General features: G+C 42.1%; 26 protein-coding genes, 1 riboswitch and 1 other annotated feature (1 of these 28 only partly in view). Of the genes, 15 read left to right on the forward strand and 11 right to left on the reverse strand.

The genetic code is table 11. The annotated features are described in order from the left end of the window. The first annotated feature begins 179 nt into the window (after positions 1–179). A complete protein-coding gene (locus tag VK097_RS08730) occupies positions 180–980 on the forward strand; it encodes an NAD kinase (protein ID WP_324211421.1) in 801 nt (266 codons plus the stop codon). Between the two features lie 105 nt (positions 981–1,085). Here the strand turns inward: VK097_RS08730 and VK097_RS08735 are convergent, their stop codons facing one another. From VK097_RS08735 to refZ, 5 genes are all read right to left on the reverse strand, one after another. Next, complete coding sequence (locus VK097_RS08735; RefSeq protein ID WP_090081903.1) at positions 1,086–1,292, reverse strand: alpha/beta-type small acid-soluble spore protein; 207 nt, start codon at positions 1,290–1,292, stop codon at positions 1,086–1,088. Positions 1,293–1,370: 78 nt separating this feature from the next. Continuing rightward, positions 1,371–2,573, reverse strand: a complete 1,203-nt coding sequence (gene thiI / locus VK097_RS08740; RefSeq protein ID WP_324211422.1) for a tRNA uracil 4-sulfurtransferase ThiI — start codon at positions 2,571–2,573, stop codon at positions 1,371–1,373. Between the two features lie 6 nt (positions 2,574–2,579). Continuing rightward, positions 2,580–3,719 carry a cysteine desulfurase family protein gene (locus tag VK097_RS08745; RefSeq protein WP_324211423.1) on the reverse strand — a complete coding sequence of 380 codons (1,140 nt, stop codon included), beginning with the start codon at positions 3,717–3,719 and terminating at the stop codon, positions 2,580–2,582. Between the two features lie 235 nt (positions 3,720–3,954). Then, on the reverse strand, positions 3,955–5,646 hold the full coding sequence (gene ezrA, locus VK097_RS08750; RefSeq protein WP_324211424.1) for a septation ring formation regulator EzrA: 1,692 nt from the start codon (positions 5,644–5,646) through the stop codon (positions 3,955–3,957). A 309-nt stretch (positions 5,647–5,955) separates the two neighbouring features. Beyond that, entirely contained in the window at positions 5,956–6,579 is a 624-nt protein-coding gene (gene refZ, locus VK097_RS08755) for a forespore capture DNA-binding protein RefZ (RefSeq protein WP_324211425.1), read from the reverse strand. 116 nt (positions 6,580–6,695) lie between these two features. Between refZ and VK097_RS08760 the strand changes: the two genes are divergently transcribed. Then, positions 6,696–7,178 (forward strand): GAF domain-containing protein, encoded by a 483-nt coding sequence (locus VK097_RS08760; RefSeq protein ID WP_324211426.1) that lies wholly within the window; start codon positions 6,696–6,698, stop codon positions 7,176–7,178. A 259-nt stretch (positions 7,179–7,437) separates the two neighbouring features. Then, positions 7,438–8,040 (forward strand): 30S ribosomal protein S4, encoded by a 603-nt coding sequence (gene rpsD / locus VK097_RS08765; protein ID WP_324211427.1) that lies wholly within the window; start codon positions 7,438–7,440, stop codon positions 8,038–8,040. Between the two features lie 178 nt (positions 8,041–8,218). Here rpsD and fosM read toward each other — a convergent pair whose 3' ends face one another. Next, a complete protein-coding gene (gene fosM, locus VK097_RS08770) occupies positions 8,219–8,641 on the reverse strand; it encodes a FosM family fosfomycin resistance protein (RefSeq protein ID WP_324211428.1) in 423 nt (140 codons plus the stop codon). Positions 8,642–8,826: 185 nt separating this feature from the next. On the opposite strand from fosM, the gene VK097_RS08775 reads away from it, so the two are divergent. Beyond that, the gene (locus tag VK097_RS08775) at positions 8,827–9,390 is read left to right on the forward strand and encodes a hypothetical protein (protein WP_324211429.1); all 564 of its coding nucleotides are present in this window, start codon (positions 8,827–8,829) and stop codon (positions 9,388–9,390) included. Between the two features lie 169 nt (positions 9,391–9,559). On the opposite strand, the gene VK097_RS08780 is transcribed toward VK097_RS08775, so the two are convergent. Further along, the gene (locus VK097_RS08780; RefSeq protein WP_324211430.1) at positions 9,560–11,017 is read right to left on the reverse strand and encodes an aldehyde dehydrogenase family protein; all 1,458 of its coding nucleotides are present in this window, start codon (positions 11,015–11,017) and stop codon (positions 9,560–9,562) included. 386 nt (positions 11,018–11,403) lie between these two features. On the opposite strand from VK097_RS08780, the gene VK097_RS08785 reads away from it, so the two are divergent. Then, positions 11,404–11,586, forward strand: coding sequence for a hypothetical protein (locus tag VK097_RS08785; protein WP_324211431.1), 183 nt, complete (start codon positions 11,404–11,406; stop codon positions 11,584–11,586). Further along, positions 11,586–11,870 (forward strand): hypothetical protein, encoded by a 285-nt coding sequence (locus VK097_RS08790; RefSeq protein WP_324211432.1) that lies wholly within the window; start codon positions 11,586–11,588, stop codon positions 11,868–11,870. The genes VK097_RS08785 and VK097_RS08790 overlap by 1 nt, the downstream gene beginning before the upstream one ends. Before the next feature lie 104 nt (positions 11,871–11,974). Here the strand turns inward: VK097_RS08790 and fdhA are convergent, their stop codons facing one another. Continuing rightward, a complete protein-coding gene (fdhA, locus tag VK097_RS08795) occupies positions 11,975–13,192 on the reverse strand; it encodes a formaldehyde dehydrogenase, glutathione-independent (protein WP_324211433.1) in 1,218 nt (405 codons plus the stop codon). A 209-nt stretch (positions 13,193–13,401) separates the two neighbouring features. Here fdhA and VK097_RS08800 point away from each other — a divergent pair, with 209 nt between their 5' ends. Next, positions 13,402–13,815, forward strand: coding sequence for a GlcG/HbpS family heme-binding protein (locus VK097_RS08800; protein ID WP_324211434.1), 414 nt, complete (start codon positions 13,402–13,404; stop codon positions 13,813–13,815). Positions 13,816–13,950: 135 nt separating this feature from the next. Here the strand turns inward: VK097_RS08800 and VK097_RS08805 are convergent, their stop codons facing one another. Beyond that, entirely contained in the window at positions 13,951–14,454 is a 504-nt protein-coding gene (locus VK097_RS08805) for a GNAT family N-acetyltransferase (protein WP_324211435.1), read from the reverse strand. 412 nt (positions 14,455–14,866) lie between these two features. On the opposite strand from VK097_RS08805, the gene VK097_RS08810 reads away from it, so the two are divergent. The 8 genes from VK097_RS08810 (at position 14,867) to VK097_RS08845 (ending at position 20,965) form a co-directional block, all read left to right on the forward strand. After that, positions 14,867–15,172, forward strand: coding sequence for a hypothetical protein (locus VK097_RS08810; RefSeq protein WP_324211436.1), 306 nt, complete (start codon positions 14,867–14,869; stop codon positions 15,170–15,172). 138 nt (positions 15,173–15,310) lie between these two features. Continuing rightward, a riboswitch (TPP riboswitch) is annotated at positions 15,311–15,421 on the forward strand. Positions 15,422–15,487: 66 nt separating this feature from the next. Then, the gene (locus tag VK097_RS08815; protein ID WP_324211437.1) at positions 15,488–16,168 is read left to right on the forward strand and encodes a thiamine phosphate synthase; all 681 of its coding nucleotides are present in this window, start codon (positions 15,488–15,490) and stop codon (positions 16,166–16,168) included. Further along, on the forward strand, positions 16,161–17,273 hold the full coding sequence (gene thiO / locus VK097_RS08820; RefSeq protein WP_324211438.1) for a glycine oxidase ThiO: 1,113 nt from the start codon (positions 16,161–16,163) through the stop codon (positions 17,271–17,273). Before VK097_RS08815 ends, thiO begins: the two co-directional genes overlap by 8 nt. Then, on the forward strand, positions 17,270–17,473 hold the full coding sequence (thiS, locus tag VK097_RS08825; RefSeq protein ID WP_324211439.1) for a sulfur carrier protein ThiS: 204 nt from the start codon (positions 17,270–17,272) through the stop codon (positions 17,471–17,473). Before thiO ends, thiS begins: the two co-directional genes overlap by 4 nt. A gap of 1 nt (position 17,474) precedes the next feature. After that, entirely contained in the window at positions 17,475–18,239 is a 765-nt protein-coding gene (locus VK097_RS08830; RefSeq protein WP_324211440.1) for a thiazole synthase, read from the forward strand. After that, the gene (locus VK097_RS08835) at positions 18,239–19,255 is read left to right on the forward strand and encodes a thiazole biosynthesis adenylyltransferase ThiF (protein ID WP_324211441.1); all 1,017 of its coding nucleotides are present in this window, start codon (positions 18,239–18,241) and stop codon (positions 19,253–19,255) included. Before VK097_RS08830 ends, VK097_RS08835 begins: the two co-directional genes overlap by 1 nt. Positions 19,256–19,355: 100 nt before the next feature. Beyond that, positions 19,356–20,681 carry a PTS galactitol transporter subunit IIC gene (locus tag VK097_RS08840; protein WP_324211442.1) on the forward strand — a complete coding sequence of 442 codons (1,326 nt, stop codon included), beginning with the start codon at positions 19,356–19,358 and terminating at the stop codon, positions 20,679–20,681. Positions 20,682–20,683: 2 nt separating this feature from the next. After that, a complete protein-coding gene (locus tag VK097_RS08845; protein ID WP_324211443.1) occupies positions 20,684–20,965 on the forward strand; it encodes a PTS sugar transporter subunit IIB in 282 nt (93 codons plus the stop codon). A gap of 200 nt (positions 20,966–21,165) precedes the next feature. On the opposite strand, the gene VK097_RS08850 is transcribed toward VK097_RS08845, so the two are convergent. Both VK097_RS08850 and tyrS read right to left on the reverse strand, forming a co-directional pair. Beyond that, positions 21,166–22,551 carry a DUF2254 domain-containing protein gene (locus tag VK097_RS08850; protein WP_324211444.1) on the reverse strand — a complete coding sequence of 462 codons (1,386 nt, stop codon included), beginning with the start codon at positions 22,549–22,551 and terminating at the stop codon, positions 21,166–21,168. Positions 22,552–22,747: 196 nt separating this feature from the next. Further along, a complete protein-coding gene (gene tyrS, locus VK097_RS08855; protein WP_324211445.1) occupies positions 22,748–24,019 on the reverse strand; it encodes a tyrosine--tRNA ligase in 1,272 nt (423 codons plus the stop codon). Positions 24,020–24,070: 51 nt separating this feature from the next. Beyond that, positions 24,071–24,244, reverse strand: a binding site (T-box leader) (it continues 37 nt past the right edge of the window).

Genomic DNA, 24,244 nt, shown 5'->3' on the forward strand with positions numbered 1-24,244 from the left:
ACCTCACCCCAATTGCTCACCATTATTATCGATTGCTTGTATTTTTATCCAAGAAGAAGCCGCGTCCGTCTGCCGGCTTTGATATTATACTTCCGCAATTTCCTTTTTTTACACATGGCTGGGTTAATTTTTGGATGAGTGATAGAATAAAATTAACAGATAAATGGAGGGATTCTCATATGTCGACTCGGAATAATCTGTATTTTTTCTACGCTGCTGATGACAAACTTGACCACAAGTTAAAGCCGTTATTTAACTTAGCGAGGGAGAACAATTTTGAGATTGTGGAGAACCCCGACGACGCTAATGTTATTATAAGTGTCGGTGGTGATGGCGCATTCCTTCAGGCTGTCCGCCTAACCGGATTTCGCCAGGACTGTTTATACACAGGTATCACCCGTTCAAATGAATCAGGGTTATATTGTGATTTTAATATGGACAACTTTGATGACATGCTGAACTCGATGCAGCATGAAGAGATGGAGGTACGGCGATTTCCGGTCATCGACGTACAGGTGAACGGGGAATCAACTTTTAATTGCCTGAATGAAGTCAGTATCCGCTCAACTATCATCAAATCAATCGTTATTGATGTACATATCGATGATTTGCATTTTGAAACATTCCGCGGTGATGGACTGGTTGTGGCAACACCAACAGGAAGTACCGGCTATAATAAATCGACACAGGGCGCTGTCATCGATCCTAAAATACCGTGCTTCCAGGTATCTGAAATTGCATCACTTAATAATAACCGTTACCGTACGCTTGGATCGTCATTTGTCTTGAGCAAAGAACGCACATTAACAATGGAGGTTGTTCAGGATGGAAATGATTATCCGATTATCGGGATGGATAACGAAGCATACCCTATCCGAAGTATTCAAAACTTGACCGTTAATTTGAGCGATAAATTGATTAAAACCGTCAAGCTGAAAAACAACTCCTATTGGAACAGGGTGAAGCGGACATTTTTATAAGTCAGACCATCTAATCTCATCGTGTTAAGTTGTCAGGTCCATTAAACATAGAAACAGAGCTATCCCCGCAAGGATAGCCCTGTTAAGCCATTATTATGCTGTTGTTTACTGCGGCATGTTACCGCCAAACTGTTGTTCAGCTGTGTTTACAAGACGTTTTGTGATTTCCCCGCCTACAGATCCGTTGGCACGGGACGTTGTATCAGCACCAAGTTGTACACCAAACTCCTGTGCAATTTCTGTCTTCATTTGGTTTAGAGCTTGTTCTGCACCAGGGACTACCAGTTGATTTGAACTGTTGTTGCTTGGCATAGTAAATCACCTCCTTGGTACCCTTATGTTGCGTACCGAAGCGAGAATTTAAAACTGGTAGTTGTTGTCAATTGTTTATTATAATAAGTCATCAAATTCCTTTTCTGCATTCGCTTTGCCACTCAATGTCACCACTTTGATACCACTGACTGCTTCTTCAATCAATTCCGTAAAATCGGTTTGTGACTCAAATTGATTCACCTTTTCCCGTCCTGGCCGCGTTTTCGGTGATTTTGGAACAAAAATTGTACAGCAATCCTCATACGGACGTATTGAAATGTCGTACGTATCAATTTTTCTGGAAACCCGCACAATATCGTCTTTATCCATCGCCACCAATGGACGGAGAATCGGATAATTAGTCACCTCATTAATGGTATTCATGCTTTCCATCGTCTGGCTGGCAACCTGTCCAAGACTCTCACCCGTTGTTATGGAGAGAATGGATTCTTTCTTGCAAACTTGTTCGCTTATCCGCATCATTATCCGGCGCATAATGGTCATAGCATAATTTTCTGGCATTTCGCGAAAGATGTGCTGCTGTAATTTTGTGAATGGAACAATATGAACATTCACTTTATTGCCGTAGCTTGTCAGCATTTCAGCTAAATCCAAAACCTTCTGCTTCGAGCGTTCGCTTGTAAACGGCGGCGAATGAAAATGAATCGCTTCAATTTCTACCCCGCGTTTCATAGCCAAAAATCCTGCTACAGGGCTGTCTATCCCCCCGGACAGCATCAGGAGCGTCTTGCCTGATGTTCCTACAGGCAGTCCGCCCAGACCTGCGATTACACTTGAGGTGATATAGGTTGCTTCGGTTCTGATTTCAACTTTTAGCTCTAAATCAGGCTGATGCACATCAACTGTGAATCCGGTTGTATTTGACAGCAAATGTTTGCCGAGAACCTGATTCATATCTTGTGAGCGTATCGGGAACGTTTTATCAATGCGCTTTACGGAAACCTTGAATGTTTCGGCATCAGTCGCATTTTTCAGCGCCCATAATGCGGCATCTTTGATTTCATCCTCGTCATTTTGGATTTTTATAGCCAGACTGAGACTCTGAATGCCAAATACATTTTTGCATTTTTCCACGACAGCTTTCGGGTCATGCCCATTGAGCAAGACAAACATCCGGCCTTGCGTACGCTTTACTTTCGTTTCCGGAAAGTCTTTTAATTGCTGCCGGAGATTATTTTGCAGCTGCACAATAAAACTTTTTCTGTTTTTACCTTTTAAAGCCATTTCACCATAACGAATTAATATATGATCATATTGCATAATTATCTACTCCAGTATTGCTTTTAATTGATCGATTGCCTCTGATAATGCATTCAGAAATACGTGAATTTCTTCCTCTGTCGTATCATAAGCTAGACTGACCCTTAGTGCAGAGGAAGAACGGTCTTTTTCATGACCGCATGCAGCAAGAATTTTGCTTTCATCAGACTGTTTGGAAGAGCAGGCTGATTTCGTCGATATATAAATATCTTGTTCTCCGAGAGTATGAATGATAACTTCCGGCTTCAGCCCCGGAACTGCAAAATTCATAATATGAGGTGCTGCATTTTCAGGTGTATTGACTTCCACACCTTCCATCTCACTCAGCTTTTCTCGCAGCAGCTGCTGCAATTCGCGCATATGAACGATGCCTTTACGCTGCCGTTCGTTTATCAAACGGATAGCCTTAACAAGCGAAACGGCACCGGCGAGGTTTTCGGTACCTGATCGGAGGCCCTGCTCTTGATTACCTCCATGGAATAACGGGAACAATGTAGTCCCTTTCTTAATATAGAGGATTCCTGTCCCTTTCAGTCCATGAATTTTATGCCCTGATATGGTGCATAGATCAATTCCACTGTCTGCAAGCTTTAACGGCACTTTGCCCATTCCCTGAACATCATCAACATGGAAAAATAATTTTGGATGCTGTCTGGCTATTTTACCGATTTCCTCAATAGGCTGGATGGATCCAAGCTCGTTATTCACATGCATAATACTGATTAATATCGTATCATCCTTGATAGCGTTCTTCAGATTGTTGACCGAGACGACACCATTTTCATCAACCGGCAAATAAGTCACGTCAAAACCTAAATGCTCCAGACCTTTGAAAGCCTCATCAACCGAGGAATGTTCAACATCCGTTGTGATGATGTGTTTGCCGCGCTCCTGGTGTTTTAGTGCGATGCCTTTAATAGCAAGATTGTTCCCTTCTGTTCCGCCAGAGGTAAATACAATCTCCTCACGTCGGACATTCAACAAGTCAGCAGCCTGTTCTTTTGCCTTTGCGAGCAGCTTTTCAGCTTCCCCGCCAAATTGATGAATACTCGACGGATTCGCAAAAAAACGTCCGGATGCCTGCTGAAAGCTTTTAAGCACAGCCGGATCAGGTTTTGTTGTTGCACTGTTGTCCAAATAAATCATGCTCATAACTCCCTGTAAATCTTTTTGCATTCAACAATAAGCAAGGCTGCTTATCAGAAAAAGGATCAATTGTATCTTATCCTTCCCATTAAGGCAGCCTTTACATCCATATCACGATCTGATCCCAATGTTCCCTGGAATTAACGGCAGAGATATCACCAGAATCGTTTGTAATTTTTGTTGGAAAATTTCCCTGAATTTTAGCCCTTATGATTGTTCAAGGCAAACATTCGGCTTAATTCGCCGCTTCCTGGAATTGTTCGATATGCTTCAGAGCGCCTGGTTCCACTTCTTCAACAGCCCTTGCTGCCTGCTCAAGCGCAAGCTCATATTCAAAAGCGCGGAATAAGCGCTCTGCTTCTGACAGCTTTCCGGCAAGTACAGGATCCTGACTGCGATAACGATTGGCGTACTGGATGACCTGTTCGGTTAAATATGCCTGCTCAAGAAGTGTTTCAGTCTGCTCTGCCACATAATCAATAGTGGTCTTTGCTTCGGACAAGGCTTGCTGGACCTCAATCATATCAAGCGGCTGTTTTTCCAGAGCCGAAAAAACCCGGTTATTCCGTTCGTTCGCTTCCTCCATTTTGTTCCAGATAAAGGTCGGGACACCGGGGATATTGCTCTTTTTCAGCCGGCGATTGACCTGATATAGCTGCTTTCGCATCTCTGCCAATTTTTCTTTTGCTTCGATTTCGTCCTGACGCATATCCTGAATGCGTTTTTTAAATGATTCATGATTTTCCTTCAGTGATTCCAATTCCTCAAAGCAATTTTCAAGTTCGCTTCGCAGCTCTGAATGCGGTGTATTGTCATGCTCAATAGAATCGTTTATATCTTCCAGGTGGTTGTGCAGCTGCGTAATGGCTTTATCCAACGATAGATATTTTTCCATATCACCATCTTCAAAATAGTAATTTTCCCTTAATGCTTCAACTTCTTCTTTTGTCACATTAAAATTACTTTCCAATGCGGCTAATGCATTTTGATAAGGTGTTAATTTTGTATCGACGTAATTTTTTGCGAGTGCTTCTTTTTCAAGAAGCTGATACATTTCCGCAATCCGTTCTTCGATTTCGGGGATAATGTCATTTGCTATTGATGTATCACCTTTTTCGAGGGACTCCATACATTCAGTAAGCCTGTACTGATAATGTTTTACCTCTTTTTCAAAACCGAGATGTTCGATCCGGTAGCCGTCTTTCTTCATATCACGCAGACCATTTACTAATTCATCCAGCTGTTCAGGCAGTTCTTGCTTGCATTTTCGATAGATGGCGGGAAAATCATCCATTTCGGCCGCCAATTGATCTAATCGCTGTTTCAGTTCTTCAACCAGATTTCGTGCTTCTGAATAATTGCCTGAACCCACTAATTCATGGTATTGGGCAAGTTCTTTTTCCAGCTCATCAAACTCATGTTCAAACTGTGATTCTGCATTCCCATACCGGCTGCGGTTGTAGGAAAGTTTTTTACGTAAAGCTTTCAAATCAGGTTCAATACGTTCAATGTCTTTACGGCTTGATTCCTCTGATTCCATCAATTGATCAAGTTCTTCCAGCGTTTCATCGATGTCTTTCTCAACCGATTGCAGCGTCTGCTCCGCGATGCGCAATTCCCTTTTGGCGGTTGGAAAGCGGTACCGGTCAGAAGCCTCTTCCGCATCAAATAAATACTCCTCAATATCCGGCAGTTCTTTCGTCACGATGTGCTCCCAGCGTTCTTTCCATGATTCAAACTTTTCCTGGGTCTCACCGGACAGATTAAGATTTTTAATACGAGATATCTCGGACGCAATGTTACGGTTCATGATATCCATTTTCCATGCTTCCAGCCGATCGACAACATCATAAACTCTTTTACGCAAGATTAATCCTGTAATAATAATTGCAATGATAACAAGAATACTTCCAATTATGTATGCCATAAAATGCCCCCTGACACGTTATTACTAATAAGAGGTTTATTTCCCTGAATATATGTGTGAGAAACCTATTTCCGAAAATAGTTATCCTTATTATTAATAATACCATGTTATTGGCGTTTTTGGCTAAAAAAATTCAAATAAATTCACGATTCGACAATATTTTTACACAAAATCACTAAATCTCGTACATTTGACCTTTTTTTATCCGCATGTAATGGGCAGTAAAACCCCCACCTCAAAAATCGGGTATGCAAGGAAGTGTAGGTGGGGGATAAACTGCCCTTAAATGTCCGATTCTGTTCAACTAATTCAACGGACCTTTTCTCTATTTTGCTCGACAGCATATTCCAGCCAATTATCAATCATACGCGTGTAATTCCTGACAAATTGATGATGCGAAAATTCGCCCACAACTTGGTTTTTCCATTCATATTGCATTAGGTAAGGCGTAGTTAACATCCCTTTCAGCTGCATCAGCAAAAACTGCTTGTCCAGGTGTTTCTTTTTTTGTTCAGGAAAAATGGCATAGAAAACATTACTAATGACATAATTTTCTTTTGCCAGGTAAGTAACCGTCATTTCACGGACAAATACCGAATCAAGTGACAGTTCACGATGAATAAAACATGATAATTGATAGTTGTTCTGCTTGTACTGTATAATGACTCCAATCAAATGTTTCAGTTTATCCAATGGCGGCAGTGTATTATTTTCCGCCAGAGATGTTTCAATCATGTCAAGATAAGCTTCATAATATTGCGTAACAGCATATTCAAGAAGCCCCTGTTTGCTCTTGAAATAGTAACTGATCAATGAAACATTGACAGCAGCTTTATCCGCTATATCCCTGACAGACGTACCATGAAAACCATTCTGAAAAAACAGTGAAGATGCGGCATCAATAACTTTTTGCTTCGTTGGACTTTTTTTCATTGGATTCATGCCCCCTTACTTCACTTGTACGACGATATGAAGAAATATCCTGCAACTTTCGCTCGACAATTACCACAGCTTTTTGTCGAAATAACAATGGAAGGAAATGAATCGATATGTTTCAGGCAACCGCTTATTCCGGTGATAAGGTTAAAGATTATGAATTATTAATAAAGCAATTAACAGCTCTTTCAGAAGAAGAAACAGACACGACAGCCATTTTATCGAATGCCTCTGCCCTGCTGAATCAATTTCTCGATGACGTTAACTGGGTCGGATTCTACCTGTGGAAGGAGGGCGAATTAGTCCTGGGACCATTCCAGGGTTTGCCTGCGTGTATCCGGATTGAATATGGCAAAGGTGTCTGCGGAACAGCCATCAAGGAATGGAAAACACAGCTCGTTGAAGATGTATCGGCGTTTCCAGGTCATATCGCCTGTGACAGCGCCAGCCAATCAGAAATTGTTGTACCGCTGTCAAAAGGTAATGAGATTTATGGTGTCCTTGATATTGACAGTCCGTTTAAAAGCCGGTTTGACGAAACAGATAAAATCTATCTGGAGAAATTCGCTGGAGAGCTGGAAAAATTCCTGAATTAGGCATCCAACTCATTAGTTTTTGCAGTTCTGTGCTGAAAATGGTTGACTTCAGAACTGATAGGCTATATACTATTCGTTGTGTAAAATAAAAAGGTAGCCTATGTGAACCGGCATTGCCCCCATTTTATTCCTCCAATCCCAGGAGGTGTATCGTGTAACTCTCTGCTGCTGGAGCGAAGGTACATGAAAATAAAATGGACAATGATCAGGAACACGGTCGTTTATTTTATGCAAATAAACTATAAAGGAGGAAATGTCAATGTCACGATTTACCGGATCAGACTGGAAAAAATCACGACGCCTCGGCATTTCATTGACAGGTACCGGTAAGGAACTGGATAGACGCCCTTACCCTCCAGGACAGCATGGACCTAATCAACGTAAGAAAATGTCTGAATATGGTCTTCAGCTACAGGAAAAACAAAAACTCCGCTTCATGTATGGATTGAATGAACGTCAATTCCTTAACCTATTCACACAAGCGGGCAAAATGAGAGGTGTCCATGGCGAGAACTTCATGCTCTTGCTTGAATCCCGCCTGGATAACTTGGCTTATCGCCTTGGATTGGCTCGTACACGCCGCCAGGCACGTCAGCTGGTGAACCATGGTCACGTGACTGTCGACGGCGGACGTGTGGACATCCCGTCATACCGCGTGAAGCCGGGTCAGGTCATCGGTTTGCGTGAAAGATCACAAAATCTTGATATCATCCAGGAAGCAATCGAAGTGAATAACTTCGTACCTGAATACCTGACATTCGATGAAGATAAAAAAGAAGGAACGTATTCACGTTATCCTGAACGTTCCGAAATGCCGGCTGAAATCAACGAAGCGCTTATCGTCGAGTACTACTCACGTTAAGGTCGAATTTTATAAAACTCCCAAGCCTTTAACATATGAAAGGCTTGGGAGTTTTTCATGTTTACAGGCTTTTAAACTGTCAAATTTACTGGAGCTCTAAAATAAAGCTTGATCAAAATGCCGCGTTTTGTAAGAACGCACTATTCGATTGACACGCCAATTCTCTGGTAAATGTTTTTTAAACGTAAAATTCCATATCTGGCTTTTCCTGTTTATAATAATCTAACCTATCTTGCAAGGTACCAGTATGAAATTCGAATTTGTGACCATCCGGGTCAGTAAAGTAAATAGAGTACCTGTCCCTTTCATTCCTTGGACGACCAGTTAAAATGTTTACACCCATCTCCTCTAAATTCCTGTATATACTATCAAATTCTGATTCATCAATTGAAAAAGCTACATGGGTGTAGGATTGACTTATTTCATTACGAGGAATATTCTTTTCTACATTAAGTGCCAACCACATACCATTTAAATCGAAATATGCAGTATTTTTGCCTTTAACCAGCAGTTTAGCATCAAATACATTTTGATAAAACTCAATGGATCTTTCCAAATTAGAAACCGAAAATAAAAAATGATTAAGACCTTTTACTGTCACTTTTATCACCTCAGATTATTACTTTTAATATTAAACTAACTTTAATGCTCCGGGAGTTATATCTAAGTGTAAATAACTGTAAATTTTATTTCTGCAGGAAACTGGAGATAACTTATATATTTGCATAGAATCTTCCGGACTGGCTAAGCTAACTGGCAGGGTTATCATGAAGTGAGGTGTGGCAGGTGAACGAACACGATTTATATATGAAAATTTTCGAAGTGAAAGAGGAACTCGGGGGTATGATTAAAGAACATTGGCAGTTATACTCAAATATGGGGACAGGCTTTTTCTGGATCAATCTCGCGACTGTGACTGTCCCACTGATTATCTGGCTTGTCCTTGTAGACCGGAAAAGGGTATTTGAGATAGCTTTTTTTGGTTTTTTCAATCATGTTCTCTGGTATATGGTAGACAGTTTTTTAACGTCCAATAACTACTTTAACCATCCGCACAGTCTGTCCTACATGCTGCCACAGGGGATCACGGTTTCGGCGGTTCTGCTGCCAGTTTTTTTTATGCTGATTTATCAATATTGCACAAACCATAAAAAGAACTTATGGGTATATTTGGGAATCGGCAGCTTTTTGTTTGCATATGGATTTGGTTCACTAATGGATGCCATTGACATGGTCCGCCTTCATAATGGGATGAATCTGTTTTATCTGTCTTTAATTAATGTAGCGGTTGTCTACACTTCATATGTGATGACTCTACTTTTTTTGAAGTTGCGTCAAAAAAGTACTTAAACAGCTCCATTGTCTATTATGACAGTGGAGCTGTTCGCTTCAGCGCATCTGTAACTTTTGCAAGCATGTTACAGCAGTTCTTTATGACCTCTTTCTATCCCCATATCATACTTATACGCTCATAACCCGGTTGACTTTTTTAAATGCGGCAACGGTTCCGGGGCTGCAGTCAATATGGAAATTGACGTTGCCTGTAGTTGATCGAAATCCACTTCATGGTCGTAAATTCCTCTAAACTCCATTCTCCGTTCAACCGGCCAAGACCTGATTGTTTTTCACCGCCAAATGCGACAATTGGCTCGTCGTTAATAGTGATGTCGTTGACGTGAATCATACCAGTATGTACCTTTTTGGCCAATTCGACTCCGCGTTCCCCATCAGCTGTATGAACAGCACCACTCAGACCGAAATTGGTATTATTCGCTATCTTGACAGCCTCTTCGTCAGTTTCAAATGGTATGACACTGACAACAGGACCAAACATTTCTTCCTGGGCGACAGCCATATCTGAAGTGACATCAGTTAAGATGGTTGGTTCCACCATATTGCCGGTAATGTTTCCCTTTAGAATAGGCTTAGCCCCCTGTTCGATGCCTTTTTCAATGATTGCTTTAAGGTTCTGTGCCGCACTTTCGTTCACGACAGGACCGATTACTGTGTCCGGGTCCCGTGGATCGCCAGTTTTCAGGGAAACAATCTTCTCTTTATATTTGACAATGAACTCATCGTAAATAGACTGATGGACGATAATCCGATTAGCTGACATGCAGATTTGACCCTGATGGGTGAACCGGCTGAAAGCAGCTGCGTTAACCGCATAGTCGATATCAGCATCCTCAAGAACGATGAAGGCGCTGTTACCCCCCAACTCCAGGAGTGGTTTCTTGAAATGTTTGACCGCCAGCTGAGCAATATGACGACCAACGCCGGTTGATCCGGTGAACGAAATGATTCGTGGAATCGGGTGCTCCACAAAGGTATCACCAATCTCACTGATATCGGTTACCACGACATTGAACAATCCCTTTGGAACGCCGGCTTCTTCAAAAATCTTGGCAATAAGCGTGCCGCCGACAATTGGTGTCTCCTCATGCGCCTTCAGTACAACACCATTGCCCGCGCCAATTGCCGGAGCAATCGATTTAACGGACAGGAAGAAAGGAAAGTTGAATGGGCTGATAACCCCAACGACACCTGCTGGCATGCGGTATAGGCGATTTTCTTTTCCATCTTCAACAGACGGCAGAATTTTGCCTTCCTTTTTCAGTGGAAAGGTTGCTGCTTCCTTTAACATATCCTTGACAAGACCGATTTCAAATGCAGCTTTTAAACGTGTGCCGCCAAGTTCATCTATAATAATATCAGTAATATCCTCTTCATGCTCCTTAACATATGATGCAGCATTTTCGAGAATATCCCGCTGCTTATATGGATTGATTTGATTCCACTCATCCATTCCTGCTTGAGCAGCCTGATAAGCCGCATCCACATCCTCTGTTGAACCCATCTTGAATTCCGTAATCACCTCACCATTGTACGGATTCTTATCAGCAAGTGAGCGATTGCTTTTTCCGTCACGCCATATCCCGGCAATATACTGTTTGTTGATTGAATTGATGTCTAACATAATATCCCCTCCTTGGAAGTCAATTAAAAAATCCAGTAAATCATTTAAATTAATTTCCTTCAGCTTGTCCATTTGTAAACATCGTTCGATTTACTGACATAAATAACTTTCCCTTTAGGATCTATAAAAATGCAGTTTATCAAAAATATGAAATTAAAATAATTCCTCACGCACTCTAGCAGAAGTGTGAGAGGATTTCTCTAGTTTCCTGCCCCTTCTTGACGTTCAATTTATTTCGATCACTCCATGTACCAGCACCTCTGTGTCATACCCCACTCTATTAACGGGCTATCCAGTGTGCACACTAATAATTCGAATTATTCCATAATTGAAATATATTGTAAGTTTATGTATTATTTATATAAGCTAATTGCATTCAAATTAACGTGCTAATATCCATTGGACATGATTTTGTCAGACCACAGGATATCAAATCAATTGCTCAATATATTTTTGAACATCGCATCGTACTTACGATGGACAGCTCTATTCGCCGTGAAATTTCAGAGGTCATCCAGGAAGTGATTCAGTCTGTCGATGTGCCTGTTGAAGCGAGGGCCATACGATAATGCAATGGAAATGGGACATGACCAGCAATAAAAAACTTGAACAAGATATTATGCTGGCGCTGATTATATTACTGATTGCCGTCAGTCTATATCTAGATCGTTCACTTTCTTTTGTATTCATCCGAATCACATGTGTTTATCTGATCGGTCTGAAGTGGTATAACCGTGAAGCCGCCCGGAAATTGACCCTGGATATGCCGTATGAGTCTATCAAAGTATTTCAAGGATCGCTGGATAGATGCTATACCCTCCCGAAAGAAAATTGCACCTACCAGTCTTCTTAAGCTTTTACGGAGTAGAATAAATGATCAAATTAGAAAGAGACTGTCCCGATAACATATTCGCAGACAGCCTCTTTTCGAATGGGTTGTTATTAGCCAAATATTAATTATTTGCTTAACGTACCATGCGGATCAATGACGAATTTTTTCGCAACGCCGCTGTCGAAATCAGCATACCCTTGCGGAGCCTCATCAAGCGAGATGACCGTTGCATTTACAACATTGGCTATATCCGCTTTTCCTTTCAGAATGGCATTCATTAATTGCCGCTGGTACTTCATGGCAGGAGTTTGCCCTGTTGTAAACGAATGCGCTTTTGACCAGCCCAGACCAAACCGCACTTTCAGCGAACCCTGTTTGGCATCTTCATCCTTAGCACCTGGATCTTCAGTTACATATAGTCCCGGTATACCCAAATTGCCGCCTGCTTCCACGACATCCATCATCGTATTCAACACAGTAGCCGGAGCATCTTTATGATCTGTTCCATGCCCATAAGCTTCAAAGCCCACTGCATCAATGGCACAGTCGACCTCAGGGATACCAAGAATCTGTTCAATCTGTTCGCCAACGTCGTCATGTTCCTTTAAGTTGATTGTTTCACAGCCAAAGCTTCTGGCCTGTTTCAGCCGTTCTTCTTTCAAATCACCAACAATCACAACTGATGCACCAAGCAATTGGGCGGAGTGTGCCGCAGCCAATCCAACCGGACCCGCACCGGCCACGTAAACCGTTGAACCTGTTGTGACGCCTGCAGTTACTGCACCATGATAACCCGTTGGGAAAATATCCGATAGCATTGTGAGATCAAGGATTTTATCCATTGCTTTATCCTTATCCGGGAATTTCAATAGTTGAAAATCGGCGTATGGCACCATGACATATTCAGACTGGCCGCCTACCCAGCCGCCCATATCAACATAACCATATGCACCGCCCGGTCTCTCCGGATTAACATTCAAGCAGATATGTGTATCCTGGCGCTGGCACATTTTACAGCGCCCGCAAGCCACATTAAACGGCACGGATACAATATCCCCTTTTTTGATAAATTCCACATCACGTCCGACTTCAATGACTTCACCGGTAATCTCATGTCCCAGCACCAGACCTGTCGGGGCAGTAGTACGGCCGCGAACCATATGCTGATCACTGCCGCAGATATTTGTGACGATGTTTTTAAGTATAACTCCATGCTCACATTTTCTGCCGGCATTTGATTTGGGTACGCCCGGTCCATCACGCAGCACCAAATCCGGGTATGCGATATCCTGCACTTCCACGTTTCCTTCACCTGTGTACACGACTCCACGATTATCAGCCAATAAAATAACCTCCTTCGTGTTTTTTAGGGATATACAGATCACAACAAGTATGAGGACCCTATTCCTTGTCTACCCGTTTATAACTTTATAAAACTGAAAAATTGAAAAATAAATAGTTTTTGTTATATTATGTTTTATTTCTTAATAAGACGGGAAGATGGTTAACTGAACCATATAATGGAAAATAATATGCAGAAAGGATGACTAAAGTGGAAAAACTCAGTTTGGACACGGCAAAGAAGCTGTTAGACAGTGCTGAACAGGAAGCGGGGAACATAGGCGTACAAATGGTTATTTCCATACTTGACGATGGCGGAAATCTGGTTGCGACGCACCGGATGGATGATGCATGGCTCGCAAGCATTGACATCGCACATAATAAGGCCTGGACTTCAGTAGCCTTAAAAATGCCGACTTCCAACCTGGAAGAAGCAACAATACCCCAGGCGGAGCTTTGGGGGCTTAACACAACCAATCAAGGAAAAATTGTCGTGTTCGGCGGCGGTATCCCGCTTGAAAAAGACGGAAAAGTGGTAGGTGCAGTCGGCGTCAGCGGTGGCGCCGTTCCACAGGATGTGCAGGTGGCTGAGGCAGCGGTAAATACATTTGAACAGGAAAAATAACAATGGGGCTGAATCAGTCCAAAAAAGCTCAGAATTAATTCTGAGCTTTTTTTGGCATGTAACTATGTTATTTGTACATCGGGGACAAGCCCACGGAAATTTAGCTGCACCTCTTTTTTAAATATACCCCAAGATTTATATTTCCCGTCTATATCTCAAAGAAATGTACTTCTCTCCTTCAACGTTACCATAGGCTTCTTTTTCACGCATAAAACGAAAACCTTTTGCTTCATAAAAAGGAATACCTTTATCATTTCCTTTAAGCACAGATACCCATTGTTCCTTAGAACCCTTATTACGCTGTATATCTGTTAAGTGGTTTAATAGCTGGGTGCCTATCCCTTCTCTCCGGCGTTGGGGATCTAGATACAAAACATAAACTTCACTTTTATCATCGTCTTTCATACCTCCGCCAATAGCCCCTACAACTGTTCCATCGTCAAGTGCTACAAAATAACCGTCCCAGCCCTCTGCTTCTTCTAACTCTCCGTTGATACGATCATGATTATAAAATATTTTATTATTTCTTCTTATATTTTCTTGACTTTTGATATCTGAAATTGCGTCCTGCCTACCTTCTATACAGACCCTGGAAATCCCTTCTACGTGCTTTGGTAATCCCCTTTTAACTTCAATCATCATTCTCCCCCATTCGATAGCGTGGCTTTATAATATTCAATAATAGTAAATGAAACAGTCAATCATTATTAGACTCTTGTTCTTACACTTGATAGTTCAACCACACTTTAATGTAAAAATCTCTATCATTGATAGACTGTGCTTCCGCTTCCTTCATGATTGCTTTTGTGATGAACTGCAGTTGGCTCCCCCTTGATTCCTTCCCGAAGCAGCTTCTTCAGCAAATAATTTATATGGTTAAATTCTAACATAACTTAGGCACAATGAATGATGGAACCCATCTGGAATTTGATTTTAAAGCTGGCAAGACACACCGGCATAAATTATACGCACACTTTCAGCTAACTGCCTTTCCATTTTACCTTCTATTCGAATAAAATAACGTAAGCTCGAAGGATCGTCAGGGAAAGGAGTGGTAACGATTGAGAATTCAAACCATGAACGGAATAATTATGAATCAAGATTATACGAAATAGAAGCCCGGCTGAAAGTATTAGAACAATCACTGGAATCAAAAGCAGATACGAAAGATATCATTGTAAAAATGGATGAATTGATTAAAGAAAAAGAGCTCATTACAAAATCGGAATTAAACAATTTTCATGAGAAAATGGAAGCAACGCTGCATGCCAACCACGTTAAACTATTAAAATGGATTATAGCCTCCGGAATCAGTTCAGTAGCTGCCATCGCAGCAGTCATACGTGTCTTTGTATGAATGATTCTTCATGCAATCATATAAACCCTTTCCACCGCAGTAATATACAACGACTTTCCCATACGTAAAAATGAAAGAAAAGTTGAACTATTGACAATAATTTTATCGATGTTACAATTTAACCAACAATTAAATTCATGAATTCACTAGGGGTGCCTTTTAAAAAGGCTGAGATCAAAGCAATGCACTTTGAGACCCTTTGAACCTGATACGGTTGATGCCGGCGAAGGGAAGTGACGAACGGAACACAACCAATCTATTAACCTTATGATACGTTCAAAACCACTTTCCCTGCATCAGGAAAGTGGTTTTTTTATGTTGTTAAAACGAGTTTCGGGAGGTGTGTCAATGGACCGAGTTCAAAAGCGTGATGAAAATTCAGGAACGTTTCATATCATCTCAACCGGACAGCAGACACCGGAAAACTTAGCAGCCATTACTGAACAGGTCATTCCCCCTGTTGACGCGATTCATCTGCGGGAAAAAGCGTGGACTGATAAACAAATGATCCAAGCCATCCGGTTGCTTCATGCCAAAGGAGTGCCACTGGATAAAATCATTATCAACCATCATGCGGCAGTTGCTCATATCATGCACACAAAAGGCGTGCAGTTAACCCATAACAGCGTGGATGCAGCGACAGTCCGCCGTTCTTATTCCGAACTGCATATTGGATGTTCTGTTCACTCGGCAGAAGAAGCCATCTATGCCTGCAATCAAGGTGCAGACTATTTAATCTTCGGTCACGTATTTGAAACACGGTCAAAACCTGATCTGAAGCCTATGGGATTGGAAGAACTAAGAAACGTCGTGCAGCAGGTGCACATACCTGTTCTGGCAATTGGCGGGATTACTGCGGAAAACACACCGGATGTCATGCAAGCAGGTGCCAGCGGAATTGCTGTATTATCCGGCGTATTATTGGCCGATAAGCCTCTGGAAAAGGCAGCAGCCTATAATACGGCGCTACAGAAAGGCGGTGAACGACGTGTATGATGTCATTATAGTTGGCGGTGGTGTCATTGGCAGCTCGATTGCCTTTCAACTAAGTAAACGCGATTATAACGTGCTTATCATCGAAAAAGATGAAATCGGGCAGAAGGCATCCAAAGCAGCAGCGGGAATGTTAGGTGCACAAAATGAAATGGAAAGTGATAGCCCGCTTTCATCACTTTCCCATCAAAGCAGAGCCATGTTCCCAGATTTAGCGGAAGAACTTAAATCGCTCAGCGGGATAGATATCGAGCTGATTCAAAGTGGGATCATAAGGTTAGCCCAAACGAAAGAGGAATCAAGACGATTAAAGCAGGCTTTTGAACGTCAGCAGAAATCTGGTGAAGAAGCCTCATTGCTGTCTCCCAAACAAGTGAAAGAAAAAGAACCGTACATTAACGACTCCTTGACGGGCGCTCTTTATATGGCAAACGACGGGCAAGTCAATGCATCCCTTTTAACAAAAGCACTGGCTCAGTCTGCTGTCAGATTAGGCGCAGATATTCTGGAATATACCGAAGTACAGGATTTTTTGGTCGAAAGGAATCGCATTACCGGGGTCAGCACAAACAATGGGACATTCCTTGCCAATACAGTTATCACAGCGGGAGGTGCATGGAGTAAAGGGATTTGGGAGAAAACCAATATGACATTGGATCTTTACCCGGTAAAAGGCGAATGTTTTTCCGTCTATCAGAATGAACACCTGATTACTTCGAGTATTTTTACAGCTTCGTGCTATATCGTACCGAAGTCCGGCGGGAGATTCATTATTGGCGCTACACAAAAGACCTGCAGTTTAGATCAGTCTGTACGGCTGGATGGACTGCATTCGCTAATGACAAATGCCATTCACCTTGTCCCTGAACTTAAAAATGCCAAATGGGAAAAAGCCTGGACCGGTCACCGCCCGCAAACCGGGGATGGATTGCCATATATGGGCGAACACCCTCAAATAAATGGGTTGTGGCTGGCGGCCGGGCATTTTCGAAATGGCATTTTATTAGCGCCCATTACCGGTTTGCTGATGGCTGATTATATCGAAGGCAAGTCTGTTGATGATACTTTTGGGCTTCAGCGACGAATACAAAAGGAGGTAAGTCTATGAGTCTGCTTATTAATGGATCAACTGTTCAATTACCGGAACATGTGAGCACGGTTTCTGATGTCATTCTTCATTTTTTTACTGATCGGCCGGTGGTCATTGTCGAACATAATGGTGAAATCATAGATAAGGCATCCCATCCCACGAGGGAAGTGACGGATGGCGATAAACTGGAATTTGTACATTTTGTAGGAGGTGGCTGATATGTTGACTATTGGCGAAAAATCATTTCAATCCCACTTACTGTTAGGAACCGGGAAATATCCGAATGTCGATATGCAGAAACAGGCAGTTGCTGTATCGGAAACAAACATTTTAACCTTTTCTGTCCGCCGGATGGATATTTACGAACCATCCCAACCTAACCTATTGGAAAAAATTGATATACAAAACTATGACTTATTACCCAACACAGCAGGAGCATACACCGCAAAAGAAGCTGTACGAACAGCTAAATTGGCCAATGCATCCGGTCTTTGTGACATGATCAAAGTCGAAGTGATTGGGGATAAGAAAACACTGCTCCCAGATCCTGTTGAAACACTTAAGGCAACAGAAGAGCTGCTGAAAGAAGGATTCACCGTTCTCCCATATACATCCGATGATGTCGTCCTGGCAAGAAAATTGGAAGAATTGGGAGCACATGCCATTATGCCTGGTGCATCACCTATTGGATCAGGACAGGGGATTATCAACCCGCTTAACTTAAGCTTTATCATTGAACAGTCAAACGTACCCATCATTGTCGATGCGGGAATCGGTTCGCCGAAAGATGCCGTTTATGCCATGGAACTCGGTGCGGATGGAATTTTATTAAATACTGCTGTATCCGGTGCTGCTGACCCTGTCAAGATGGCGGAAGCTATGAAACTAGCTGTTCAGACAGGAAGGCTCGGTTATGAAGCAGGACGCATTCCCATAAAACGTTGTGCAACAGCAAGCAGCCCGCAGGAAGGAATAAGTGTCTAATGGAAGAACGTTATTCCAGACAAATATTATTTTCGCCCATTGGCAGTGAAGGCCAGCGTAAATTACGCCGGAAACATGTTTTAATCATCGGCGCCGGAGCACTGGGCACGAGTATTGCGGAAATGCTCACCCGTGCCGGCGCCGGCAAAATAACCATTGCAGACCGCGATTATGTTGAATGGAGCAACCTCCAGCGTCAACAGCTCTATACCGAAGATGATGCTATAAACAGGATTCCTAAGGCCATCGCAGCAGAAAGAAAACTGCAGGCAATCAATCATGACGTGACCATTGACACTAAGGTGACTGATGTGACACCAGAAGAAATGGAGCAGCTTGTTGAAGGTGTTGATCTGATGCTCGACGCCACAGACAACTTTGATATTCGCATGATTATGAATGATACCGCTCAGAAATTCAACATTCCCTGGATATACGGCGCTGTTGTGAGCAGTTATGGGATCAGTTACACGGTTGTACCGAATGAATCGCCATGCCTGCATTGTTTGATGGAACAAGTGCCTGTAGGCGGCTTAACCTGTGACACAGCCGGCATTATAAGTCCCATTGTCCAACTGGTAACGGCACACCAGACGGCGGAAGCATTGAAAATTTTGACAGAAAAACGAGATGCTCTAAGAAATACACTCGTGTCGTTTGATATTTGGATGAACGAACAAACATCAATTAATGTTAACCCATTAAAAAGCGACACCTGTTCTTCATGCGGAAAAACGCCGACATACCCTTTTCTGAATTACGAAAATCAGACCAAGACGGCCGTGTTGTGCGGCAGGAATACAGTTCAGATTCGGCCGAAGTCCACTGAAAAACCGGATTTGCAAAAAGTGGCTGATCAGTTGTCCCATTTGGGGAAAGTAGAGCAAAATCCCTTCCTGTTATCGTTTGTCATTGATTCAAATCGTCTCGTTCTATTTCAGGATGGCCGTGTTCTTGTTCATGGAACCAATGATACCGCCCAGGCAAAATCGCTCTATCACCGATACCTCGGTTAAAATCATCGAGACACGCAATAAATTTAATCTGAATCACAGCCTTAAGCAGACCGATACGATTTATTTTATTCACGATAATCATTAATCAGGGGGATGCAGATTGGAAGTTTTACAGTGGTTTGTTGATTTGGGAGCAAGCGTCATGCTCCCTATCATCTTTTTCATCTTTGCATTAATACTCAGGACAGGCGTCAAAAAAGCCTTCTATTCCGGTATTACAATTGGGGTCGGCTTTGTTGGCGTGAATCTGGTTCTCGATTTATTAACAGAGAGCCTGGGTCCGACAGCACAATCCATGGTTCGACATTTTGGAATGGATTTACAAATTATTGATATCGGCTGGCCGGCCGCTTCAGCCATTTCCTATGGTACAGTACTGGGAAGCCTTGCCATCCCAATTAGTATCAGCGTCAATATCCTGTTGTTAACATTCGGCCTTACCAAAACAATCAACGTGGACATTTGGAATTATTGGCACGTGGCCTTTACCGGCTCTCTTGTATATGCCATCACGGATGACTTTGTCCTTGGTATTTTTACAATCGGTGTTCATGCGGTCGTTTTATTATTGCTGGGAGATCTGCTGGCCTCTGATGTCGAATCCTATTTTGGTTTTCAGAAGATGACATTTCCACATGCGGCTTCTGCTCCATCCTACTTTTTAGCGAAACCAATGAATATTTTGTTTGACCGGATCCCAAAGTTCAATAAAATCCATGCAAATCCGGAATCCATTCAGCAGAAATTCGGATTTTTTGGAGATTCAACCATACTGGGTGTTCTCCTTGGTTTCTTAATAGGTTTTTTGGCAGGTTATGAATGGAAAGATATATTGCAATTGACTGTTCAAACGGCAGCCGTCATGCTTTTAATGCCCAAAATGGTCGCTTTATTAATGGAAGGACTCACCCCCATTTCCGAAGCAGCCAGCAGCAATATAAAGAAGAGATTCCCTGACCGAGATCTTTATATTGGCATGGACAGCGCACTGACTATTGGACATCCGGCGGTTCTGTCCGCTTCCTTATTGATGGTGCCGATTACACTGGCTGCGGCCGTTATTCTTCCGGGAAATCGTGTCCTGCCGTTTGGTGACTTAGCCTCCCTTCCGTTTTTATTTTGTTTAATGGTGCCTGTGTTTCGCGGGAATATCATTCGAACAGTGATCACCGCGACAATTTACATCTGTATTGGATTATACATAGCTACCTGGATAGGACCACTATTTACGGAAATGGCCATAAATGCAGACTTTGATACGGGATCAAACACAATTATTTCATCACTGATAGATGGCGCCGTTTGGACAACGTTTATTTTTGCAGGTTCCGGAAAATGGCTGGGCTGGCTCGGCATCGGCATGATTGGCATCACGTCCATTGGCGGACTTCTATATATTCACAGACTTAAAAATAAAGGGGAATAGACATGAAAAAAATACTTGTTATTTGCGGTACAGGGATAGCTACTTCCACGATCATTATCGAAAAAGTAAAAGCATGGTTAGAAAAAGAACAGCTTAATGAGCAAGTTGAATTGCATCAGGGAAATGTTCACGATGCCATTAATAAGGGGAATGAATATGACTTCATGATTTCTGCCACATTCGTTCCCGGCGGTTTACAGGAAAAGGCGATTGACGGTGTTCCGTTATTGGCAGGGACAGGAGAAACGGAAGTCTATGAAAGTATTAAGAGTCGACTAATATGATTTTGTCCTATTAAAAACAGCCTTTCCCTAATGAAAGGCTGTTGTGGCTTTAGAATAAAATTTGGGTAAAAAACCCGAACGATGATTCAAAATTCGTCAGTTAGATTTCGAATCAGTTTGGATTTTCTGTTTATAGGATAATGGGTTCCATCAAAATAGCGAAGGAAAAATGCGGAGACTCCTGGGGGAGTAGAGGCTCATCACTCCCATTCCAGCTCTTCCCCGAAAAGATAGGCAAACTTTTCTGTTACATTTTTAAGGTGCTGATAGTCCATTGACGGAAGATTCTCTATATCTACGGCTTCCAAAACGTAATTAGTGAAACGCCATACTTCTTTTTGAATTGACCCCTCACTAACGATAGCAACCTTATATAATGTGTCTACTATACTATATACAACTGAAATGTCATCTTTCCCGTAATGCTTAATTTGGTAAAAACTTTTAAATAAATAGTCCCGAAAATACTTTTGTTCCATAATTAATCGCAAATCCCCATTATTATCGGAAAAATACGTAACAGGACGATAATTTCCGGCTAATTCCGAAAGCAAACCACCAATGCGATGAATACAATTAATCGCCGTGTTAGGATCATTCATACTGGTTGACAGTGCTTTCACAGCAATCTCAACTAATTTTTCTATCGAAAATGCAATATCCTGAAGGTCGGTACGCTCATCGCCGATAGCTAAAAAATAGTCGTGTTCGGCTAATTTATCGTTTTTGTCCCTTAAAGACCAAAAGTAAAAAACCGGCATTCCTTTAGGAACATAATCACCGACCTGAAAAGTTGCCTCTAATACCATATCATTGTCAGCAGCCCAATTAATCAAATAGTTATAATTTACTTGTTGGATGTAGCCCGAACGCCTGGCATGAATCGTTTGTCTATCTTTTTCTCTAATGCTTTCAATTTGCGAATGATCCCAATGCTGGTGTTCTCCATACGTTCTTTCTGCAAACGTTTCTCTAATTAATTCCGATGCTTTATTGCGTATGACACCGATCAGGAAATTCACTTGGGCCCACCGTGCCGAAAAATGGATAAATAAAATAAAAAAACCAAGTGAAATAATCGTAATAACAACAGTAAAAAAGGGACTAAGCAAGTCTTTTTGATTTGTTTCTGTCAATAACCATAAATTGATCAGTACAAAAATAAAACCAAACGTATAAACACCTAACACATGTTGAGTAATTTTGCTTTGCATAAAGTCCTGTAATGCTCGAGGTGAAAACTGGGATGAATATGTCGTCAACATCACCATAATCGTTGAGAAACTTATCGTTGTCATAGTCAGCATTGCCGTAATTAAAGCAGCGTAAAGCTGCTTCGCTATACTTTGTCCTGTAAGTAAAATGTTCGGTATGCTGCCGGATACTTTAGGGACTAACCAAACATCCAAGGCTGTTATGACACCTGCTGCGATCATCGAACATAACCCATATACGATGGGGAGAAACCAGAAGCTGTCACGAACGGTTGTCCAAAATGTAGTTTTCTTCATGCAAACCCTCTTTTCTAAACAATAAAGAACATATACCCCTGCTCGAGCAATAAAAAACTTAAAATATATCTCCATAACAATGAACACCCCTATAGATGGTATTCCATGGGGAAGCCTTATAAGAAAGTTTTTAAGTTTGCACATCTTTATAGTTCCATTCTCCTGCTACTATAATCGAAATCAAGTCAGAAAAAGGGACATGAAAAAATAATAAATTTCATGCCCCCAAATCCAAATTCCTTTCGATTGTAGTTATCAAGTAAGGTCTAATTTAGCCGAAGCGCACGAGGAAATATTTTTTCTTCCCTCGCCGGATAACGATAAATTGATCGTCAATACGGTCTGCTTCATTGACGACATGCTGCAGATCCTGCTGACGTTCGCCATTAATGTAAATGGCTCCGTTTTTGATATCCTCCCTCGCCTGGCGTTTGGATGATGTGATGGATGCATTGACGAGCAAATCAATCAGACCAATGTCTTCCTTGGATACTTCATAAGTTGGTACATCTTTAAAGCCTTGTTCAATATCATCTGCGGACAAATCTTTCAATTCACCGCTGAACAGGGATGCCGTAATTTTCTGGGCCTGCTCCAGAGCTTTTTGACTGTGCACCATCATCGTCATCTCTTCAGCCAGACGCTTTTGCGCAAGCCGTTTTTCAGGATTATTTTCAAGTTCAGTGTGCAGTTCGTCCAATTCATCCTCCTCCAGGAAAGTGAAGTAACGCAGGAATTTCATAACATCACGGTCATCGGCATTAATCCAGAATTGGTAAAACTCATACGGCGTTGTTTTCTCGGGATCAAGCCAAATGGCTCCGCCTGCTGTTTTGCCGAATTTGCTGCCATCTGCCTTCGTAATCAATGGCATTGTCATTCCAAAAACGTTAATCTCCTCCTCTTCGTTTTCCCTGGAGCGGCGGATCAGTTCCATTCCAGCTGTGATATTACCCCACTGGTCACTTCCGCCGACCTGCAATGTACAGTTTTCCTGCTCATATAGTTTCATGTAATCAAGCGACTGCAAAATCATGTAACTAAATTCAGTATATGAAATCCCATGCTCAATCCGAGTCGATACTGATTCCTTGCCGAGCATGTAATTGATGCCAAAATGCTTGCCGGCATCACGCAGAAAGTCGATAACAGTCATTTGGCCGAGCCAGTCATGATTGTTCCGGGCAGTTGCCGCATTTGTGCCATTATCAAAGTCAAGCAGCTTGGCCATTTGCTGTTTTATTTTTTCACTGTAGTCATGTACCACCGATGCTTCATTCAAAGAACGCTCGGTCGACCTGCCGCTTGGATCCCCAATCATTCCGGTGCCGCCACCGATCAGAGCAATCGGTTTATGGCCTGCTCTTTGGAATCGCTTCAGCATGATAATCGGCAGCAGATGTCCGATATGAAGGCTGTCAGCGGTCGGATCAAAACCACAATATAATGTCACTTGATTTTCGTCCAAGTGTTTCTGCAAAGCCTCCCTGTCGGTCGTTTGCTGAATTAAATTTCTATTTTCCAAATCTTGTAAAATATCCATTCATTCTTCACTCCATTTCCAAAATAAATAAAAAACCCGCCCCTCAAAAATTTAAGGGACGAGTTGACTCGCGGTACCACCCTTGTTGCATGATAATGCCACTTGGGGTTGTTAACGATGCTGCCACCGTCTTCTTTAGGGTTGTTCCAAAAGAAGAAACTCCAGATTGTAATTCATCAGCAAATGTTTTCCGGCTCCCACCACCCGCCGGCTCTCTGAAAAAGG

This window comes from Lentibacillus sp., assembly GCF_035301675.1.
Classification (GTDB): Bacteria; Bacillota; Bacilli; order Bacillales; family Amphibacillaceae; genus Lentibacillus.

Bases quoted from the DNA above. Each gene is read 5' to 3' on its own strand.
- VK097_RS08730 (WP_324211421.1), top strand. From the start codon at position 180: ATGTCGACTCGGAATAATCTGTATTTTTTCTACGCTGCTGATGACAAA.
- VK097_RS08735 (WP_090081903.1), bottom strand. From the start codon at position 1,292: ATGCCAAGCAACAACAGTTCAAATCAACTGGTAGTCCCTGGTGCAGAA.
- thiI (WP_324211422.1), bottom strand. From the start codon at position 2,573: ATGCAATATGATCATATATTAATTCGTTATGGTGAAATGGCTTTAAAA.
- VK097_RS08745 (WP_324211423.1), bottom strand. From the start codon at position 3,719: ATGATTTATTTGGACAACAGTGCAACAACAAAACCTGATCCGGCTGTG.
- ezrA (WP_324211424.1), bottom strand. From the start codon at position 5,646: ATGGCATACATAATTGGAAGTATTCTTGTTATCATTGCAATTATTATT.
- refZ (WP_324211425.1), bottom strand. From the start codon at position 6,579: ATGAAAAAAAGTCCAACGAAGCAAAAAGTTATTGATGCCGCATCTTCA.
- VK097_RS08760 (WP_324211426.1), top strand. From the start codon at position 6,696: ATGTTTCAGGCAACCGCTTATTCCGGTGATAAGGTTAAAGATTATGAA.
- rpsD (WP_324211427.1), top strand. From the start codon at position 7,438: ATGTCACGATTTACCGGATCAGACTGGAAAAAATCACGACGCCTCGGC.
- VK097_RS08780 (WP_324211430.1), bottom strand. From the start codon at position 11,017: ATGTTAGACATCAATTCAATCAACAAACAGTATATTGCCGGGATATGG.
- VK097_RS08790 (WP_324211432.1), top strand. From the start codon at position 11,586: ATGCAATGGAAATGGGACATGACCAGCAATAAAAAACTTGAACAAGAT.
- VK097_RS08805 (WP_324211435.1), bottom strand. From the start codon at position 14,454: ATGATTGAAGTTAAAAGGGGATTACCAAAGCACGTAGAAGGGATTTCC.
- VK097_RS08815 (WP_324211437.1), top strand. From the start codon at position 15,488: ATGTTGTTAAAACGAGTTTCGGGAGGTGTGTCAATGGACCGAGTTCAA.
- thiS (WP_324211439.1), top strand. From the start codon at position 17,270: ATGAGTCTGCTTATTAATGGATCAACTGTTCAATTACCGGAACATGTG.
- VK097_RS08830 (WP_324211440.1), top strand. From the start codon at position 17,475: ATGTTGACTATTGGCGAAAAATCATTTCAATCCCACTTACTGTTAGGA.
- VK097_RS08835 (WP_324211441.1), top strand. From the start codon at position 18,239: ATGGAAGAACGTTATTCCAGACAAATATTATTTTCGCCCATTGGCAGT.
- VK097_RS08845 (WP_324211443.1), top strand. From the start codon at position 20,684: ATGAAAAAAATACTTGTTATTTGCGGTACAGGGATAGCTACTTCCACG.
- VK097_RS08850 (WP_324211444.1), bottom strand. From the start codon at position 22,551: ATGGAGATATATTTTAAGTTTTTTATTGCTCGAGCAGGGGTATATGTT.
- tyrS (WP_324211445.1), bottom strand. From the start codon at position 24,019: ATGGATATTTTACAAGATTTGGAAAATAGAAATTTAATTCAGCAAACG.